The sequence below is a fragment of the Nocardia brasiliensis NBRC 14402 genome (assembly GCF_000308475.2).
Classification (GTDB): Bacteria; Actinomycetota; Actinomycetes; order Mycobacteriales; family Mycobacteriaceae; genus Nocardia; species Nocardia brasiliensis.
Genome location: NZ_BAFT02000104.1, coordinates 1 through 17,254 on the forward strand (window position 1 = coordinate 1; position 17,254 = coordinate 17,254).

Here is a 17,254-nt window from a genome sequence, read left to right on the forward strand (position 1 = left end):
GGTTCGCGTACCCGGATGGCACCGCGGCACTGCATGGGGTAGATCTCGAGGTCGCCCAAGGTGAACGTGTCGCGGTGCTCGGACCCAACGGTGCGGGGAAGTCGACGCTGATGCTGCACCTCAACGGCGTGCTCCTCGCGGCATCTGGTGAAGTTCACATCGGCGGAACACGTTTGGGCCGCGAGACCGTGCGCACCATCCGGGAACGGGTGGGCGTGGTCTTCCAGGATCCGGACGACCAGCTGTTCATGCCGACCGTCGCGCAGGATATCGCCTTCGGACCGGCCAATTTCGGCGTGCGCGGGGCGGCGCTCGCCGAGCGGGTCCGGGACGCGCTCGTGGCGGTCGGGATGACCGATCAGGCGCAGCGTTCACCGGCGCGGCTCTCCCTGGGCGAACGCCGTCGCGCCGCCTTGGCCACCGTATTGGCATGCCGTCCTGACGTTCTCGTCCTCGATGAGCCCGCCGCCAACCTCGACCCGGTCGCGCGCCGCGAACTCGCCGAGATCCTGCTCAACCTGCCCACCACGCTGCTCATGGTCACCCACGACCTGCCTTACGCCCACCGCGTCTGCGACCGCGCCGTGATCCTCGACGGGGGCCGGATCGTCGCCGACGGTCCGATCGACAGTGTTCTCGCCGACGCGGAACTCCTTGCCGCCCACCGCCTCAGCTGACGCGGACGGTGCCCGCGCCGCCGCGGTCAGGCTGTCTGTGGGGCGGCAGCCCGGCGGATGTGGTCGGCGAGTGCGGTCAGGGCGGGAGAGGAGGGGTCGGCCTTACTGCCCCAGGCGATCAAGTGGTGGCGGTGGGACCAGGCGTCGGACAGCTCGCACACGTCGAGGGTGCGGTCGGCGTGGATCGCGTTGCGCGGCACGATGGCCAGGCCGACGCCCGCGGCGACCAGCGTGATGACGGTGGTGAGGTTGGCGACGCGGGTGCGGTAGCGGGGCAGCGGACCGCCCTGCACCCCGACGTGCTGTTCGATCCACTGCTGCAGCGACGAGCCGGTATCCAGACCGACCAGGGGATGCTCGGCGACCTCCCGGAAAGTCAGCATCGTTCTGCCCGTGAGGATTCCGCCCGCCTGTCCGATCGCCACGAGCGAACCGTCGCAGAGCGGTTCGACCGTCAGCCCGCAATCGCCTGCCTCGTTGCCGATCACGATGCCGAGATCGGCCGCGCCGTCGGTGAGCATCCGGACCATCTGCGGGGTACGACGTTCCGCGACAACGACATCGATGCCGGGCTGCGCGCGCAGGAACGAGATCAAGGCCCGCGGCACGATCTGATGCATCGCGCCGCCGCCACTCAACAGGGTGAGCGCGACTTCGGGTGAACTCGTGTAACCGGCCAGAGCGCTGTCCAGCCGCGCGGTCTGCCGCAGCACCTCCCGCGCATGCCTTGCCAGCGTGCTACCCGCCGGAGTCGGGCGGACGCCGCGACGGCCACGGATCAGCAGCGGTAACCCGGCCTGATGTTCCAGCGCGCGGATCCGCGCGCTGGCCGATGGCAGGCTCAGATGCATCCGCTGCGCGCCCGCCGTGATGGACCCTTCCGAGACGACGTCGAGGAACAGCCGCAAATCGACCAGGTCGTAGTGCACCACTTCAGCCTAAGGCGCTGCCTGAGGCTGCATGCGTGGATTGCGCATTGTGGGTGATCAGCCCGGTGGGCGACGCTAGGTGTCTGGCGTGCTGATTTCACGCCGCAGACGGATGCGAGACGGAATCGAGTTGGCGTGGTGACTAAACCTGTTGCGAACCCTGGCGAACTGGGGCATGCGCCGGACGAGCTCGATACCGACGTCGTGCGACTACTCCGGGTCTTCGGCCGCCGTGCCTTGTTCTCGGCCGCGCTCGCATTGCTGGCTGGGCAGCAGCTGCTGGCGGTGTTGCTCTTGCTTGCCGGTCTCGGGCTCTTGGTGATACCTGGATCGGGCTGGTCGGAGGGTGAGTCGCCGGACCAGTAGACGCACGGGTCCGGCGACTCAGCTGCGGGCGAACCGATCAGGCGGCGGCGCCGAACCAGTGCGTCAACGCCTCGTGCAGGCTCGGTGCGGCGGTGTCGGCGGGTTCGCCAACCCCCGCGGCCCAGGCGATGTGGCCGTCCGGGCGGATCAGTAGCGCGTCGGCCGGCTGCCGGTCCGTTTTGGCGGCCTGAATCTCGATGCGGTGCAGCCACTTCCGGCCGATCTCGGCGAACTCGGGCCGCTCCGCCAGGACGAGCAGTACCGGCCGCCCGCCGGGCATCAGCCCGGCGACGCTCGTCGCGCCGCGGTCGGTGTGCAGGGCGAGATCGGGGACGAAGGTGCCGGTCAGGACATGGTCGCCGGGCATCGGGTAGCGAATGTCGGTGCCGCCGACCATGGCTCCGATGCGGCGCAGGGCCGGTTCGTCGCCGAGTATTTCCTGGAACACCGAGCGCAGCGCCTCTGCGGCCTCGTCCTGACCGCGGCGCAGCGCGACCTGTGCCCGGGTCTGCAACCGAGCCCGCGCCCCGGCGAAATGACGTTCCTCGTGGTAGGTGTCCAGCAGTCCGGCCGGCGCCCAGCCCTGCACGTCGGCGGCCAGTTTCCAGGCCAGGTTGACCGCGTCGATCATGCCGACGTTGAGCGCGGTGCCGGTGGCGGGCAGCAGGTGTGCCGCGTCACCGGCCAGCAGAACGCGCCCGGCACGGTAGGTTTCGGCCTGCCGATCCTTGAAGGTGAAGCGGGACAGGCGCTTCGGATCCGACATCGGCAGGTCGACGCCGAGCACCCGCCGCACACTGTCGGCGAGTTCGGCGAGGGTCAGCGGCTCGTCGTCGTCATAGTCGGTGGTGTCGTCCTCGACGGTCTGCAGGAACAGTCCGCCCGGATTGGGCGCGAACGCGAACATGCCGCGGTCGGTCCGGTTGAACCCGAAGGGCAACCGGCCGAGTCCGGGGACCTCGATATCGCCGTTGTCGTGCACCGTGACCGAATCCCCTACGGACACTTGGGCAACGCGATTCACCTCCGGGTAGGTGGTGCCGGGGAACCCGATACCGGCGAGCTCGCGGATGCCGCTGCGGCCGCCGTCGCAACCCACCAGGTATCGCGCGGTCAGCTCGTACGGCCCGTCCGGGCCACGCACTTCCACGGTGACCGCGGCCTCGTCCTGGCGCAGTCCGACCACCTGGTGGCCGCGACGGATCTCGGCGCCGAGCTCACCGGCGCGCTCGGCGAGCAGGCGCTCGATCTCCATCTGCGGCAGCGGCACCGCGCGCAGCGGTGGATCGGACAGCTCGGTGAAGTCCAAATGGGTTCCGCCGAAGGGGAACCGGGCGGCGATATGCGGGTTGCCGCTCGCGGCCTCGAAACGGTCGAGGATGCCGCGGTAGCGCAGCACGTCCAGGATCTGGCCGGCGATGCCGCTGGCCTTGGGGACGTCTCGGGGTGCCAGGTGCTTCTCCAGCACCAGCGGCCGGATACCGGCCAGGCTCGATTCGGCGGCCAGCGTCAGGCCGGTCGGCCCGGCGCCCACGATGATCACGTCGATGTCGGTCACGCATTACTCCCAAAAGTCCGCAGTTGATGATTGAGCTCGGCAATTCTGCGGCACACCCCGGGTCTTGCCGCAAGGGCCCCGGTGAGCTATATGTTGAGAAGGGAAGGGATCGACTACTCTCCGTTTTCCCGCAAAATCCTCCACACGGTACGCGAGGCCGCGTTGTGTCCCGTCCTGGCCCCCTGTTGTCCAGTGAGTAGCTGGCGGCATCCGTGGCCAGCGCTCGGTGCCAGATCTCGGCAGTGGGTTCCGGCGTGGAACCGTCGGGAAGTACCAGTATGAGCCGTAAAAAGCTATGATCGGCGTGGATACGGTGTTGTTTGCGACGGTAACGGGCGCGCGCGCCGTCGGTGGTTTCCAACATCGGAGTAGAAGCTCATGGCCGCAGAACCGATCCGCATCGGCGTCGATTCCAGTGTCGCCGAACGCGGTCCGACGGCTCTGCGGATCGCAGTGGGCGGTCAACTGCGCAAATTGCGCGAAGCCCGAGGCATCACGCCGCAGGTCGCGGCGGATCACATCCGTGGCTCGTACGCCAAGATCAGCCGGCTCGAGCTCGGCCGGACCGGCTTCAAAGAACGCGACATCGTCGACCTGCTGGGCCTGTACGGGGTCACCGACACCGAGCAGCGTGACAAGTTCGTCGATCTGGCGCGCAAAGCGAACCAGCCGGGCTGGTGGCACCGGTACAGCGATCTGCTGCCGCAATGGTTCGAGACCTACATCGGCCTCGAGGGCGCGGCTCGCACGATCAGAACCTTTGAGGGACAACTGGTTCCGGGCCTGCTGCAAACCGAGGACTACGCCGCGGCCGTCGTCGCGGTAGGCCACCAGAACAGCGAAGCCGTGCGGCGCGCCGAACGGCGCGGCTCTGGCCAGCGCATCGATGTACAGGCGGCGCGCCGGGTGGAGCTGCGCACGAAACGCCAGGAGATCCTCGACGTGCCCGGCGGGCCGATGCTGTGGGCGGTGCTGGACGAGGCCGTGCTGCACCGCCCGGTCGGCGGTAGGCACGTGCAGCGCGCGCAGCTCGAGCACCTCATCGAGATGTCGGCCAAGCCGAGTGTGACGATCCAGGTGCTGTCCTACCGGACCGGCGCGAACGCGGCGGCGGGCAGCTCGTTCACGATGCTGCGTTTCGCCGAGCGTGAGCTGCCCGACATCGTCTATCTGGAACAGCTCACCACCGCCCTCTATCTGGATCGCCCGGAAGAGGTCCGGCTCTACCGCGAAGTGATGGACCGGCTCGCCGTGCAAGCCGAAACCCCGCAGCGATCTCGGGACCTCATGATCGCCGCGGCGGCCGAACTCTGAGTCCTGTCCGCGGCTGCGCCGCCTAGGCGGCCTCGGCGAGGAAGGCGGGCTGACCATCCCTCCCGGGAACGTCCACAACGCGCGCCGGTGACCGGTGGGTGAAATTGTGGAGACGAGGTGGGGCGGGGGGTAGTGGTGGGGGTGCGGTGTGCGTCATCGTGGACTGCGGCGGCCCGGCTGACTGCTTGCTTGTGTAGGTGAGCGGTCAGATGTGCTGGGGCGCTGTGGGTTTGATGGTCGCAGCGTGGACGGGGCGGAGCGGGTCTGATGAGTTTGTATCTCCCGGAGGAACTCCGCTGGCTCGGCTGGATCGCCGGATCGAGCTGGCCCGACGGTGACGAGGATGCCATGTGGGCGATCGCCGCGGCCTGGAAAACCGCGAGCGAGGAACTACAGGCCCAACTTTCGCAGATCGATGCGGCCGAGAAGGACACGATGCTCGCCTATCCACAGGGCGCGGCGAGCGAGGCGATGGGGCGGCTCTTCGACGGGCTCCGCAGTGGCGACCAGTCCTTGGAGTCGCTGGCGCAACTGCTACAGCAGATCTCGGACTCGACCTTCGATCTGGGCACCCAGCTGCAGGCGACCAAATTGACCATCATCATCTCGCTGTGCTGGCTGGCCATGGAAATCCTGTGGGCCTGGCTGTTTCCGCCGACCGCGCCCGCGGTCGAGGCCGCGGCGGTCAGTTACACCCGCTCGTTCCTGCGGGTGTTCGAGGACATGGTGCAGAACGCGATCACCAGATTGGCGCGCAAATTGGGCGCCTCGGCCGAGAAGCGGTACTTCTGGAAGTCGTTGGCGGGTGGGCGTTTCGTGCTGCCGACCGCGAAGGGCTGGGGCGTCTACACGGTGAAGGTCGGCGAAAGCGCCCTCACTTCAGGGGGACTGAACGCGGCCGTACAGCTCGGTCAGATGGCGGACGGGAAGCGGCGGCACTTCGACGGCAAGGAATTCGGCGTATCGGTGTTCGCCTCGGTGGCGAGTACCCTGCCCTCGCGCGAGTTCGCGCGCTACCTCGGCCGGGGGATCGACAAGTTCGGGGCGCGCTCGCTGGACAACGTGTGGGGCCGCACCGGACGGGGTGCGTTCATCGGCGCGGCGTCCGGCGTGGTGGGCTCGGCGACGGGCAATCTCGCGGTGGGGGTGGCGACCGGGGACTGGTCGTCGTTCGCGTCCCCGAACGGGTGGGTCGGCGGTATCGCGCGTGGCGGGCTCGTCGGCGGTGCGCGCGGCGCTTTCGCCAAGTCGAGCCCGATCTCGTCGTCGGATGTGCGGTACCCGCTGTGGATGCACAAGCCCGGCGCTCCGCGCAGCCCGGCGTCCGACGCGGCGAGTCGCGGGGGTTCGTCGGTGCACGACGGCTCGAGCCGCGGGTCCGGCGGATCGTCCATTCCGTTGCGGTCCTTGAACGGAAACGGCGGTAGCCGTGCCGGTTCGACCACGGAGGGGTCGTCGGTGTCGGGCGGTCAAGGGACACACGGGGGTTCGCAGCGCAACGGTACCGGGGGGAGCCACGCCACATCGGTCACCGGTGGGCCGGTGGGCACCAGTGGTCAAGGGACACAAGGCGGTTCGCACAACGGTGGCAGCAGCGGCGGCTCGCGGGCGGCCGGTTCGTCCGGTGCCGGCGGCAGTTCGCACGGCACGGATCCGGCGCGCTCGGTGACCGAAAGCGCAGTCGGATCGCAGCATTCGCAGCCGTCGGTGCGCGGCTCGCAGGGCGGACCGCCCGCGGTCCATCCGGCCGACGGCACGTCGGTGCGGGGCGAGACGAACAGTCGCGCGAGCGCGGACGGTGACGGCCGGTCCGTGCACAGCGACGGCCGCGGCACCCTCGACAGCGACGGACGGCCTTTTCACACCGGTCACACCGGCCGGGCGACGGTCGACAGCGAAGGGCAGTCGTTCCACACCGCGCGGGATCCCATCCATTCGGCGCGGGAGTCCCTCGGCAGTGGCCCGGCATCCGTGCACGGGTCCACCGGTGGTGGTTCCGTGGTTTCTGGTGGCGGTAGTCAGGCGTCGGTGCACGGGTCCAACGGTGGCGGGTCCGTGGTCTCAGGCGGTAGCGGTCAGTCGTCCGTGCAGGGGTCAACAGGGGGTGGCTCTGCGGTCTCAGGTGGTAATGGTCAGCCGTCCGTGCACGGGTCTGCCGGTGGCGGTTCTGCGGGCACGGGCGGTGGCGGTCAGTCGTCGGTGCATGGATCCAACAGCACCGCAGGGTCTTCGGGGCGTAATGGTTTTGTGCCACCCACCTCGTGGCAGTCCTCGGTCGACGGCGGTTGGCGGCCGCCGAGCAGTCACGGCTCGGTAGTGGACGGGAGTGCACCGGCGTCACCCGGGCGCGCCGCCACGGCGGGCACCGGATCGCCTGCGGGCAGCCCTGTTCCGGGCGGTTCGGTGCAGGGCGGATCCGTGCAGGGTGGTTCGGTGCAGGGCGGATCGGCCGGTCAGCATTCGAACGGTTCCGATGGGTCGTCCAATGCGGGCTCCTCGATCACCGGCCCGCCGTCCGGCCGGAGTGGTGCCACGCCGGGTGGTGGCACGAACAACCCCGGCACGCAGGGCAACCCGGGCAGTGCAGCACAGGAGCCGTTCCTCGGACCCGGCAAGGACATGAAGAGCAAGACCCGGCCGAAACAGCTGCCGCATTGGGCTCCGCTGCCGCGGCCGTTCCACGGCCCCGAGGCGCCGGACAGCTCGGTGTGGGTGCTCGAACAGACCGCGCCCGACGACGCAGTACCCGGCACAGACGACGAAAAACCGCCGGTGGACGTGCCTTTCAAGCTCTGAACGAACTCGTGATCACATGGAGAGGGATCAATGGTGGCCGACAAGGTCGAGGTCGACACGAACCAGTTGCGCCGGGCCGCAGGCGACTGCGATCGGATCCACGACAGCATCTCGCGGACGCTGGGCACCCTTCGCGCCACGGTGGCCGGTTCCGGTACCCCGTGGGGCAAGGACAGTTTCGGCAACAAGTTCGCCCAGGGGGACAAGGGCTACCTCGCCGCCAGAGCGAACCTGCTCGCGGCGATCGATCAGATGTCCACCACCTTCGCCGATTACGCCACCGGCCAGCGGAACGCCGCCGACCAGATGGACGCGATGGACGCGGCGAACGCGGGCCGCTGACCGGGCCGGAACGCACAGTGCATCGGTAGGCGCTGTTCTCCGGGCGGACCGATGTCATTGCGGCGGCGTGGTATCCGCGCTGCAGCTAGGGTGACGGTGTGGAGCAGGACGTGCGGAGGGTGCATGCCTCGTCGTTCGGCGCGGCCGCGCAGGCGTACGCGGCGCACCGCCCGGACTACGCGCCCGCCGCGGTGCGTTGGGCGCTGGAACACGCGCCCGGGCTGCGGGTGCTGGACCTCGGAGCCGGAACCGGCAAGCTGACCGGCACTTTGACAACCTTGGACGCCGATGTCGTCGCGGTGGAACCCGATCCGGCGATGCTGGCCGAATTGCGCCGTGCCCTGCCCTCCGTCCGTGCGCTGCCGGGCAGCGCCGAGTCGATTCCGCTGCCGGACTCCTCCGTCGACGCGGTGCTGGCCGGTAATGCCATGCATTGGTTCGATATGGGTGTCGCGGGTCCCGAAATAGCCAGGGTCCTCGTGCCCGGCGGCATTCTGGCCGGACTGTGGAACGTCATGGACGACCGGGTCGATTGGGTGGCCGGACTCGAAAAGGTCGGTGGCGCCGCCGCGATCGGCCCGCGGGACACCCGCACCAGCTGGCGGGCCGCCACCGCGACCTTGCATCTGCCCGGCCCGGCCCTGCCCGCGCGATTCGGTGCGCCGGAGCAGTCCGAGTTTCCGCACGGCCAGCGGCGCACGGCCGACGCCCTCGTCGCGACGCTGGCGACGCGCGCGGGCATGCTCGTCATGCCGGAACCGGAACGCGCGGACGCCCTCGGCCGCATCCGCGCGTTCCTCGCGAGCACACCGGAGACGAGCAGTGCCGAGTTCGTCCTTCCGCTGCTGACGGGCGTGCTACGCGTCCGGCAGCTGTGCACGTGACCGAGACCGCTCCGGAAAGCGGATCCTGAACGAGCGCAGAGCGTTTCACCGAACCAGTGCGATGTTGCTCATATGTCGCAACACCCGTCCCAGCACCGCGGGAGCGAGGAGCGTGTCCGGGGTTGCGGTCAGTTGGAGCACGCTGACGACGGCCGCTGCCACCAGGTCGTCGGTCGCGGCCGCCCGCGCCATGCGTGCGATATAACGGTCGAGCACTCTGCTCTCGAGGGTCGGTGCGACACCCGACGCCGGGAACCGCGAATCCATCCTGGTCGCGAATGTCCAAGCGGCCTCGACGGGGTCGGCGACCGCGCGAAAGAACTGCTGTGCCAGATCGTTCGGGCCCGCTTCGAGTAGCTCACGCAGGATCACGGCCGACCTGGCGGCCATCGACATGCCTTGCCCGTGCACCGGATTGAAGCTGCACACCGCGTCGCCGAGGACCAGATATCCGGCCGGGAACTCGTCGAGTTCTTCGTAGTGGCGGCGGACACTGGCCGGGTAACGCATCTTGACCGGATCGCTGATACGCGTCGCGGTGCGCAGGAAGTCCGCGAAATCGTCGGTGGGCAGCGACTGCGCGAAAGCCAGGAGGGCGTCGTCGTCCAGCGGCGGTTGTGCGCCGAAGAGGCCGCCGATGGTGAAGATGAATTCGTCGTTCTCCTGGGCGAGCAGGAACACGCCGCGTGGTGACCCGGGAAACGGGCTGACAATGGTGCCGGGCCGGCCGTTCAAGTGCTGTGGCTCGCGTCGGTACGAGCGTGTCACATAGGTCGTGTCGACGGTCATCTTGGATTCCCGCGGCGGCTGGAAGCCGAGCTCCGCCAACCAGATGGCGGACCGACCGCCCCGGCCGCTCGCGTCCACCACGAGATCGGCCGGCAGCAGGGTGGGCGTGCCGCCGCGTGCCTGCGATGCCAGCAGCACACCGGTCACGCGGCGTCGGTCCGTCGTCGTGACCGGATTCAGCACGGCACAGTTGTCCACGAACGTGACGTTCGGCAGGACGGCAACCCGGTCGCGCACGATCGATTCGAGCAGGGCACGGCTCGACACCACACCACGTCCACGTTGCGGTGGCGCCTGGATGCGGTGTCCGTCGAGGTACCAGTGGACACCGGACCAGAACGGAACGGCGCCGGCGCGCACCATATCGTCGCCGAAGCCGGGAAACAGGTGCTCGAGGGCGATCGCGCCGCCGGCGAGCAGGGAATGGACGTGCTTGTCCTGCGGCACGGCCCGCCGGTGCCCGGCACCGGCTGGGAGCACATCCCGCTCTACGACCGTGACTTCCGCGAAGGTGTCCGAAAGTGCCTGCGCGGCAGCCAGTCCGGCGATGCTCGCGCCGATCACCACGGCGCGGTCGGTGTTTTCGATCGTTGCTGTCGCACTGCTCATTCGAGCTGGTTTCCGTTCCGTTCGTCTCGGCGGCCAGCAGCCTGTCGATAAGGGCGTCTGGCGTGACGCCGGGGTCTCGTGTGCCGGGGGATGGCCGCACGAAACCCGCTGGTCGTAGGCAACGGTATTGCGGGACAAGGGGTTCGGGGCCGGGCCGAGCGGCTGAATGAGTCATCCGATCGGCCGGAACATCCCGGCGGGTGGTGCGCGTGCCACTGATGCGGCCGGGTGCCGGAGGTGTCCGGACGGGGTGGGGGATGGACCGGTGGGTTGATGCGTGCGGCGGGCACCGGTGCCCGGTGGGCTCCGCGGCGACATGGCGTCGGCTAGATTCTCTCCGGGGTCGTGGCACGGATTCGGGTGCCCGGTCCGTCAGGTGTCCGGGGAGGAACGTCGTGGTTTTGCAGCCGGGAACTCGGTTCGCCGGGTTCACCATCGAGCGGGTGCTCGGTGCGGGCGGAATGGGCACCGTGTATCTGGCCCGGCACCCGCGGATGCCGCGGCGGGTGGCGCTGAAGGTGCTCACCGACAGTCTCCACGCCGACCGGAAGACGCGCTCGGCCTTCGATCGGGAGGCGCGCCTGGCCGCGGGGCTGGAGCACCCCAACATCGTCTCGGTCTACGACCGCAGTGCCGCCGACGATCCGGCGCTGTGGCTGGCGATGCGCTACATCGACGGCGGCGACGCGGCGGGCCTGCTCGGCGGTCATCCGGACGGGCTCGCGCCGGAGCGAGTCGTGCGGTTGCTCACCGACGCCGCGCACGCGCTGGACTACGCGCACGCACAAGGGGTCCTGCACCGCGACGTGAAGCCGGCCAACCTGCTCATCGAGCACGACGCCCGGCACGGGGAACGGGCGGTGCTCACCGATTTCGGGATCGCACGCACGCTCGACGACACGGTGACGTTGTCCGGCATCGCCGCCACCTTCGCGTACGCGGCGCCGGAACGTTTCAGTGACGCGGTCGCCGATCATCGCGCCGACGTGTATTCGCTGGGTTGCACCCTCTTTCAGCTGTTGACCGGACAGCATCCGTTCCCGCGCAAGGACCAGGCGGCCGTGATCGGCGCGCACCTGGCCGCCCCACCGCCCACCCCGCGCGAGCGCCGGCCCGAACTTCCCGCCGCTCTCGACACCGTCATCGCCACGGCCATGGCGAAGTCCCCTCGGGACCGCTACGACAGCTGCACCGCTCTCGCCGAAGCAACCGCCCAAGCCCTCGCCCCGACCTCGCAGCCCGTGGAAACCCCACGGCCGGGGCCTTTTTCCGGCAGCGCTCGCCACGAACCGGCACCGGCAACCTTCGTGTCCGGCTCGAATGCGGTCCCTCTCGCAGCGGGCGACGGCGCGCAGGTTACGCGCCCCGCGAACGCGGAGCCGCGAACCGGCGACAACGGATCGGCTCGATCGACCCCGACGGTCGCCAACCGCTTCGGCGGGGCGGCCGCCGATGACGGCCTGGCTCGGACTACCCCGACCGTGATCGGAAACGCGGCGGTGGCGCCTCCGCTGGACGGAACCGATGCGCTGGTGGCGGAGCCCGTCGATCACGGTGCCGCAGCGTCGGTTTCACCCGACCGCGATGGTGCGGCGCGGTCGGCACCGACTGTTGCCAATGGCGCCGCCCAGGTGGTATCCGCGCCGAGCGGTGAGGTGGTGACGTCTGTTCGGCATGGGGCCGGTCGAGCGGCAGCGGCTCAGCTGCCGGAGGGGACACGCTCCGCGACGCCCGGAGGTGCGAAATCCCTGTCGGGGGAGCGGGGTTCGGGGAAGCGGCGGCGGATCGCGGTGGGGCCGGGGTGCTGGTGACCGGGGTGGGCGTGGTCGTCGGGGCGGTGTTCGCGGTGCGCGGCGACGACGCCTCACCTGGACAGGGGGCGACGACCTCTGTTGTGCGGCAACAGGCTACGTCGAACCCGCCCACTCCGGCAACAACGCTCACACCGACTACCGTCGCTGTGACATCGGCACCGTTGCCCGCGGATGCCCCGCCGCCGGACGATGTCGCGCCGTCCGGCGACACTCTGTCACCCGCGCAACCGGCGCCGCCGGTGCTGGCGCCGCCGGTCCAGCAGCGGCCGCAGCCGCAGCAACAGCAGGCGCCGCCGGTGGTGCCGCAGACCCGAGTTCACCAGTGGCCCGGGTGAACTCGGGGCGGCGTCAGCCCGCGTTCGAGGTGCAGATGGTGTCGAGAATGAAGGCGGGTTTCACGATTTCCAGCAACGGCGTGCCGACGTTCGGGCCGGCGAGCCGTAGCGCGTTACCCTCCGCCTCGGCCGCCGTGCGGCCCGTGCCCGCGAAGTACATGGGCGAGGTGCCGAGCGGGGTGCGCCCGTCGACTTCGGCGACCGCGCCGCATTCGTTGTGGATCCGGGCCACGATGTGGCACACCCCGTCACCGCAGGCCGCCAGGGCCGCCTGGTCCGCCTCGAATTGGGTCGGATAGTCGGTGGCCTCACCGACTTTCATGGGTGCGACGGCGATGGATCCGTACAGATCTCCGGCCGCGGTAGCGGTGCCCGCACCGCTGCCGAGGATGGCCCAGGTGACGGCGGACACGGCCATGACCGCGGCGAATTTGCTCGAGACCGTCATGCGCTCGCCCTCATCCCGCGTTCGACGTACAGACGGTGGCCCGGATGAACGGGTCCAGGTGCATCGAACTACCCAGGGCCAGGCCCATCATGGTGCCGAACGGGGTATGGGGCACCTGCGCGAGGGCCATGCGCTCGGCATCGGCGGCCGTCGCGCCCGTGCCGTAGTAAAACGTGGTCACCGGCCCCCACAGCCCGCGTGAATCGAATTGGGCCGCAGCGCCGCAACTGTTCTTGATCTGCAATTTGATCGTGCAGTACGCGACACCGCAGGCGTCCTTGGCGGCCTGGTCCGCGGCCGCCTGGGTCGGATAGTCGGTGACGTAGCCGATCTGATGTGTGCCGACGGCGATCGCGCCGTAGAGATTTCCCGCCGCGTGCGCGGGCCCGGCCGCGGCGCCGGCGATCGCGCCAGCCATCGGAATCACCATGGCCAGCGCGGATTTTCGTATCGAAGACATGCAAACAACCCCCGAGGTCGGACAGCAAGTACCGAGCGATCATTGCGGTAATCGCGCCGACTGTCCAGCCCGAGCGCGTGCATCGAATCGCAGGCCCCGCACCGGAGCCTGCGATTCGACCGGTGTCACATCGGATACACGGCGTGCTTGCGAGGGTTGAATTCCGGCTTGACCGTGGGCTTTTCGCGCAACAGGCGCAGTGCGTGCCGGATTTCCAGGCGGGTGCGGGAAGGTTCGATGACGGCGTCGATGTACCCGCGTTCGGCGGCGATCCACGGTGTCGCGATCGTCTCGTTGTAGTGGTTGACCATGAATTCGCGCGCGGCGGCCCGCTGTTCTTCCGGCACCGCCGCCAGTTGCCGCTTGCCGATGAGATCGACCGCGCTCTCCGCGCCGATCACGGCGATCCGGGCCGTCGGCCAGGCGAAGCTGATATCGGCGCCCACCTGCCGGGCCGCCATCATGCCGTAGGCCCCGCCGTAGGACTTGCGCACCACGAGATTGATGATCGGCACCGTGGCCTCGATGATCGCGCGCGGGACGCGTCCGCCGCGGATGATCACGCCGTTGGCCTCCTGTTCGAGGCCGGGCAGCACGCCGGGAGTGTCGACGACGAACACCAGCGGAATGTTGAACGCGTCGCACAGCCGGATGAAGTAGGTCGACTTGTCCGAGCAGGCGGCATCGATCGAACCACCCAGTACCAGAGGCTGATTGGCGATCACGCCGACCGGCACGCCGTCGACCCGGGCGAAGCCGGTGATCAGGTTCGGCGCGAACGCCGCACGGATCTCGTGGAATTCGCCGTCGTCGAAGATCCGCAGCAGGATCTCGTGCATGTCGTACCCGGTCCGGTCGGAGTCGGGGATGATCGTGTCGAGTTCCCGGTCGGTGGCGGTGATCTCGGGCTCCAGGCCGGGATTCACGATCAGCGGCTGTTCGAGGCAACTCGTCGGCATATAGCTCAGGTACTGCCGGGCCCACTCGTAGGCCTGCTCTTCGGTTTCGGTCACGTGATGCAGGGTGCCGCGTTCGGCCTGCACCTTCGCCCCGCCGAGCGCTTCGGCGGTGATGTCCTCGCCGTTGACGGCTTTGATCACCTCCGGGCCGGTGACGAACATGTAGGAATCCTGGGTGCCGATCAGTACGTCGGTGTTGATCGGCCCGTACACCGAGCCTGCCGCGCACTTGCCGAGGATGATCGAGACCTGCGGGACATAGCCGGACAGTTTCTCCAGCACCCGGGAGATGTCGCCGAACGAGGCGATCGAGCCCACCGCGTCCTGGATCCGCGCGCCGCCGGAGTCGTTGATGGTCACCACCGGGCAGGCGTTGTCGAACGCGAACTGCAACGCACGCATGAACTTTCGCGCGGAGGTGATGCCGACCGAGCCGCCGTATACGGTCTGGTCGTGCGCGATCACCACCACCGGCCGCCCGCCGATCAACCCCCGTCCGGTGACCAATCCGTCGCCGTAGAGCGCGTCCTTCTGATCGGGTTGCCGAGCCAAGGCGCTGGTCTCGATGAACGTTCCGGGGTCGAGCAGCATGTGCACTCGCTGCCGGACGCTGGGAATACTTTTCTTCTCCCGCTTGGCGATACCGGCCTCGCCCGCCGGCTCCGCAGCGATCGCCAGGATCTTGACCAACTCATCCAGCTTCGCCTGGGTATCCACCACGCTCGCCGCCACCTTCCTCACCAACTGTCGTGCTGTCGTGCAGACGCGACGTTAAGCGGTGTGGACACCGGCACGGACCATCGGCCCCCATATGCGGGACAGGTCACAGTCGCGACCCGATTCCTATGGCCTCGCGAACAGTCGGAACGCGGTGTTGTCGGTGGTTATGGGTAGCGTCTGGTGCTGTGGAAACTGGGGAACGTATCCAAGAGCTCGCGGACCGCATCGTGGCGCTGCGCGACGCTTATTACCAAGGCGCGCCGCTGGTCGCGGATGCCGACTACGACGCGATCGAGGACGAGTTGCGGGCGCTGCTCGAGGCGCACCCCGACCTGGCTCCCGATCCGAACCCGCTGGAGCAGGTCGGCGCACCCGCGGTGCTGCACGCCCCGATCCGGCATGCGCGGCCGATGCTCTCACTGGAGAAGGCGACCAAACCCGAACAGGTCGCGGCGTTCTTCAACCGGTTCCCCGGCCAAGCGGTGGTGGTGATGCCGAAGCTCGACGGGTTGTCCCTGTCGCTGGTCTATACGGACGGGCGGCTGCAGCGTGCCGTGACCCGCGGCGACGGCACCACCGGTGACGACGTGACGATGCTGGTGCGCGCGCTGGTCGACGGCGTGCCCGAGCGGATCGAGGTGCCCGGGCGGGTGGAGGTGCGTGGCGAGGCGGTGATGCTGCGCTCGACCTTCCTCGCCTACAACACGGCCCATCCGGACAAGCCACTGATCAATCCGCGCAACGCGGCGGCGGGCACGCTGCGGGCCAAGGATCCGGCCACCGTCGCCGAACGACGCTTGCAATTCTTCGGATTCGATCTGGACACCTCCGAGGGCGGCGCCGCGGACGATCTGGGGGAGGGCCTGCGCGCGCTGGGCGTCGCCGGAGCGCAGATGCGCCTGTGCGCCGACGCCGAGCAGGCGCAGGCCGCGATCACCGCGATCGAACAGGGCCGCAACGAACTGGACTACGACCTCGACGGCGCGGTGCTGCGACTGGCCGATCGCGAGGCCTACGCGGCGGCCGGTACCCGGTCCAACTCGCCGCGCGGCGCGCTGGCGTTCAAGTTCGCCGCGGAGGAGAAGACCACGTTGCTGCGCGAGGTGATCTGGGACGTCGGCAAGACGGGCAAGATCGTCCCGGTCGCGTGGCTGGAGCCGGTGTTCGTCGGCGGCACCACGGTCACCAAGGCCACGCTGGCCAACCAGGAGGTGATCCGGGCCCGCGACATCAAGGTCGGCGACACCGTGCTGGTGCGGCGCGCCGGCGATGTGATCCCGTTCGTCGCGGGCGTGCTCGACGCCGCGGCACGCACGGGCGAGGAGCTCGAGATCGTGCCGCCCACCCGCTGCCCGTCCTGCGGGCAGCCGGTGACCGAGCAGGGCAACAGCCGGGAGTTGTTCTGCACCAACGTTTCCTGTCCGGCACAGACGGTGCGCAGGCTGATCCACTGGGCCTCGCGGGCGGCTGCCGACATCGACGCGATCGGGCAGGTGTGGATCGAGCGTCTCGCCGAGGCGGGCATGCTGGAGAATCCGTCGGATTTCTACACCCTCACCAAGGAGCGGCTGCTCGAATTCGATCGCGTCGGCGAGGTCTCGGCCCAGCGCATGATCGACTCGATCGAGACCAGCAGACAGGTCGGCCTGCGCCGTGCGCTCATCGGGCTGGCCATCCCGATGGCGTCCGACGGCACCGCCGCGCGGTTGGCGCGCGCGGGATTCGGTTCGCTGGAAGAGGTGGCCGACGCGGGCGAGGAACGCCTCGTCGCGGTGGAGGACATCGGGCCGAAGGTCGCCGCGTCGCTGGTCGCGCACCTGACCCGGCTGCGGCCCGAACTGGAGCGGTTGCGCGCGGCGGGCGTCTCCCTGGACGTGCGCGCCGAGGACCTGCCGCCGGTGATCGCGGCGGGCGCACCGCTGGCGGGCAAGACCGTGGTGATCACCGGCGCGATCAGCGACCCGCGCTCGGGGGAGAAGGTCGCCCGGCCGACGTTCCAACGCCTATGTGAACAGGCGGGCGCGACGGCGGCCTCCTCGGTCTCGGCGAACACGGACCTGCTGATCACGGGGGCCGGCGTGGGCGACAGCAAACTGACCAAGGCGGAGAAGCTCGGGGTCGAGGTGGTCGATCAGGGGAAGATTTGGACCCTGCTGATCGACGCCAAGATCGTCTGACGCCGCGCCCGGCGGCGGTCCCCGGGCGCGAATGTTCCATCCATCCGGGGTCGTGCTACCCGGCCCGTCGAGCCGAG

The 17,254-nt window shown here is 69.2% G+C and carries 15 protein-coding genes; 9 read left to right on the forward strand and 6 right to left on the reverse strand.

From position 1 onward, the window contains the following. The coding region (locus tag TY25_RS34770; RefSeq protein ID WP_042263582.1) for an energy-coupling factor ABC transporter ATP-binding protein at nt 1–677 on the forward strand (677 nt) is incomplete at its 5' end. Between the two features lie 26 nt (nt 678–703). Here the strand turns inward: TY25_RS34770 and TY25_RS34775 are convergent. Then, complete coding sequence (locus TY25_RS34775) at nt 704–1,606, reverse strand: LysR family transcriptional regulator (RefSeq protein ID WP_042263760.1); 903 nt, start codon at nt 1,604–1,606, stop codon at nt 704–706. Between the two features lie 138 nt (nt 1,607–1,744). On the opposite strand from TY25_RS34775, the gene TY25_RS34780 reads away from it, so the two are divergent. Then, on the forward strand, nt 1,745–1,972 hold the full coding sequence (locus TY25_RS34780) for a hypothetical protein (RefSeq protein ID WP_146153968.1): 228 nt from the start codon (nt 1,745–1,747) through the stop codon (nt 1,970–1,972). Between the two features lie 37 nt (nt 1,973–2,009). Here the strand turns inward: TY25_RS34780 and TY25_RS34785 are convergent, their stop codons facing one another. Further along, entirely contained in the window at nt 2,010–3,530 is a 1,521-nt protein-coding gene (locus TY25_RS34785) for an FAD-dependent monooxygenase (RefSeq protein WP_042263587.1), read from the reverse strand. 378 nt (nt 3,531–3,908) lie between these two features. Between TY25_RS34785 and TY25_RS34790 the strand changes: the two genes are divergently transcribed. The 4 genes from TY25_RS34790 to TY25_RS34805 all read left to right on the forward strand — a co-directional run bounded on the left by TY25_RS34790 (nt 3,909) and on the right by TY25_RS34805 (nt 8,866). Next, entirely contained in the window at nt 3,909–4,844 is a 936-nt protein-coding gene (locus TY25_RS34790; RefSeq protein ID WP_042263589.1) for a Sco1979 family transcriptional regulator, read from the forward strand. 267 nt (nt 4,845–5,111) lie between these two features. After that, a complete protein-coding gene (locus TY25_RS34795; RefSeq protein WP_042263591.1) occupies nt 5,112–7,640 on the forward strand; it encodes a WXG100-like domain-containing protein in 2,529 nt (842 codons plus the stop codon). Nucleotides 7,641–7,670: 30 nt separating this feature from the next. After that, entirely contained in the window at nt 7,671–7,982 is a 312-nt protein-coding gene (locus TY25_RS34800; protein WP_042263593.1) for a type VII secretion target, read from the forward strand. Nucleotides 7,983–8,092: 110 nt separating this feature from the next. Then, complete coding sequence (locus TY25_RS34805; protein WP_226887320.1) at nt 8,093–8,866, forward strand: class I SAM-dependent methyltransferase; 774 nt, start codon at nt 8,093–8,095, stop codon at nt 8,864–8,866. A gap of 45 nt (nt 8,867–8,911) precedes the next feature. Here TY25_RS34805 and TY25_RS34810 read toward each other — a convergent pair whose 3' ends face one another. Then, nucleotides 8,912–10,264: an NAD(P)/FAD-dependent oxidoreductase gene (locus TY25_RS34810; RefSeq protein WP_042263597.1), complete on the reverse strand. Its 1,353-nt coding sequence runs from the start codon at nt 10,262–10,264 to the stop codon at nt 8,912–8,914. A gap of 395 nt (nt 10,265–10,659) precedes the next feature. Between TY25_RS34810 and TY25_RS40985 the strand changes: the two genes are divergently transcribed. Beyond that, the gene (locus TY25_RS40985) at nt 10,660–12,075 is read left to right on the forward strand and encodes a serine/threonine-protein kinase (protein ID WP_052383394.1); all 1,416 of its coding nucleotides are present in this window, start codon (nt 10,660–10,662) and stop codon (nt 12,073–12,075) included. Between the two features lie 149 nt (nt 12,076–12,224). Beyond that, nucleotides 12,225–12,413 carry a hypothetical protein gene (locus tag TY25_RS42995; protein ID WP_156055170.1) on the forward strand — a complete coding sequence of 63 codons (189 nt, stop codon included), beginning with the start codon at nt 12,225–12,227 and terminating at the stop codon, nt 12,411–12,413. 13 nt (nt 12,414–12,426) lie between these two features. Here TY25_RS42995 and TY25_RS40990 read toward each other — a convergent pair whose 3' ends face one another. The 3 genes from TY25_RS40990 to TY25_RS34830 all read right to left on the reverse strand — a co-directional run bounded on the left by TY25_RS40990 (nt 12,427) and on the right by TY25_RS34830 (nt 15,000). After that, on the reverse strand, nt 12,427–12,861 hold the full coding sequence (locus TY25_RS40990) for a DUF4189 domain-containing protein (protein WP_052383395.1): 435 nt from the start codon (nt 12,859–12,861) through the stop codon (nt 12,427–12,429). A 10-nt stretch (nt 12,862–12,871) separates the two neighbouring features. Then, nucleotides 12,872–13,321: a DUF4189 domain-containing protein gene (locus TY25_RS40995; RefSeq protein WP_081869296.1), complete on the reverse strand. Its 450-nt coding sequence runs from the start codon at nt 13,319–13,321 to the stop codon at nt 12,872–12,874. Between the two features lie 125 nt (nt 13,322–13,446). Beyond that, nucleotides 13,447–15,000, reverse strand: a complete 1,554-nt coding sequence (locus tag TY25_RS34830; RefSeq protein ID WP_169744369.1) for an acyl-CoA carboxylase subunit beta — start codon at nt 14,998–15,000, stop codon at nt 13,447–13,449. Nucleotides 15,001–15,185: 185 nt separating this feature from the next. Here TY25_RS34830 and ligA point away from each other — a divergent pair, with 185 nt between their 5' ends. Further along, nucleotides 15,186–17,177, forward strand: coding sequence for an NAD-dependent DNA ligase LigA (gene ligA, locus TY25_RS34835; protein ID WP_042263599.1), 1,992 nt, complete (start codon nt 15,186–15,188; stop codon nt 17,175–17,177). Nucleotides 17,178–17,254: the final 77 nt, after the last annotated feature.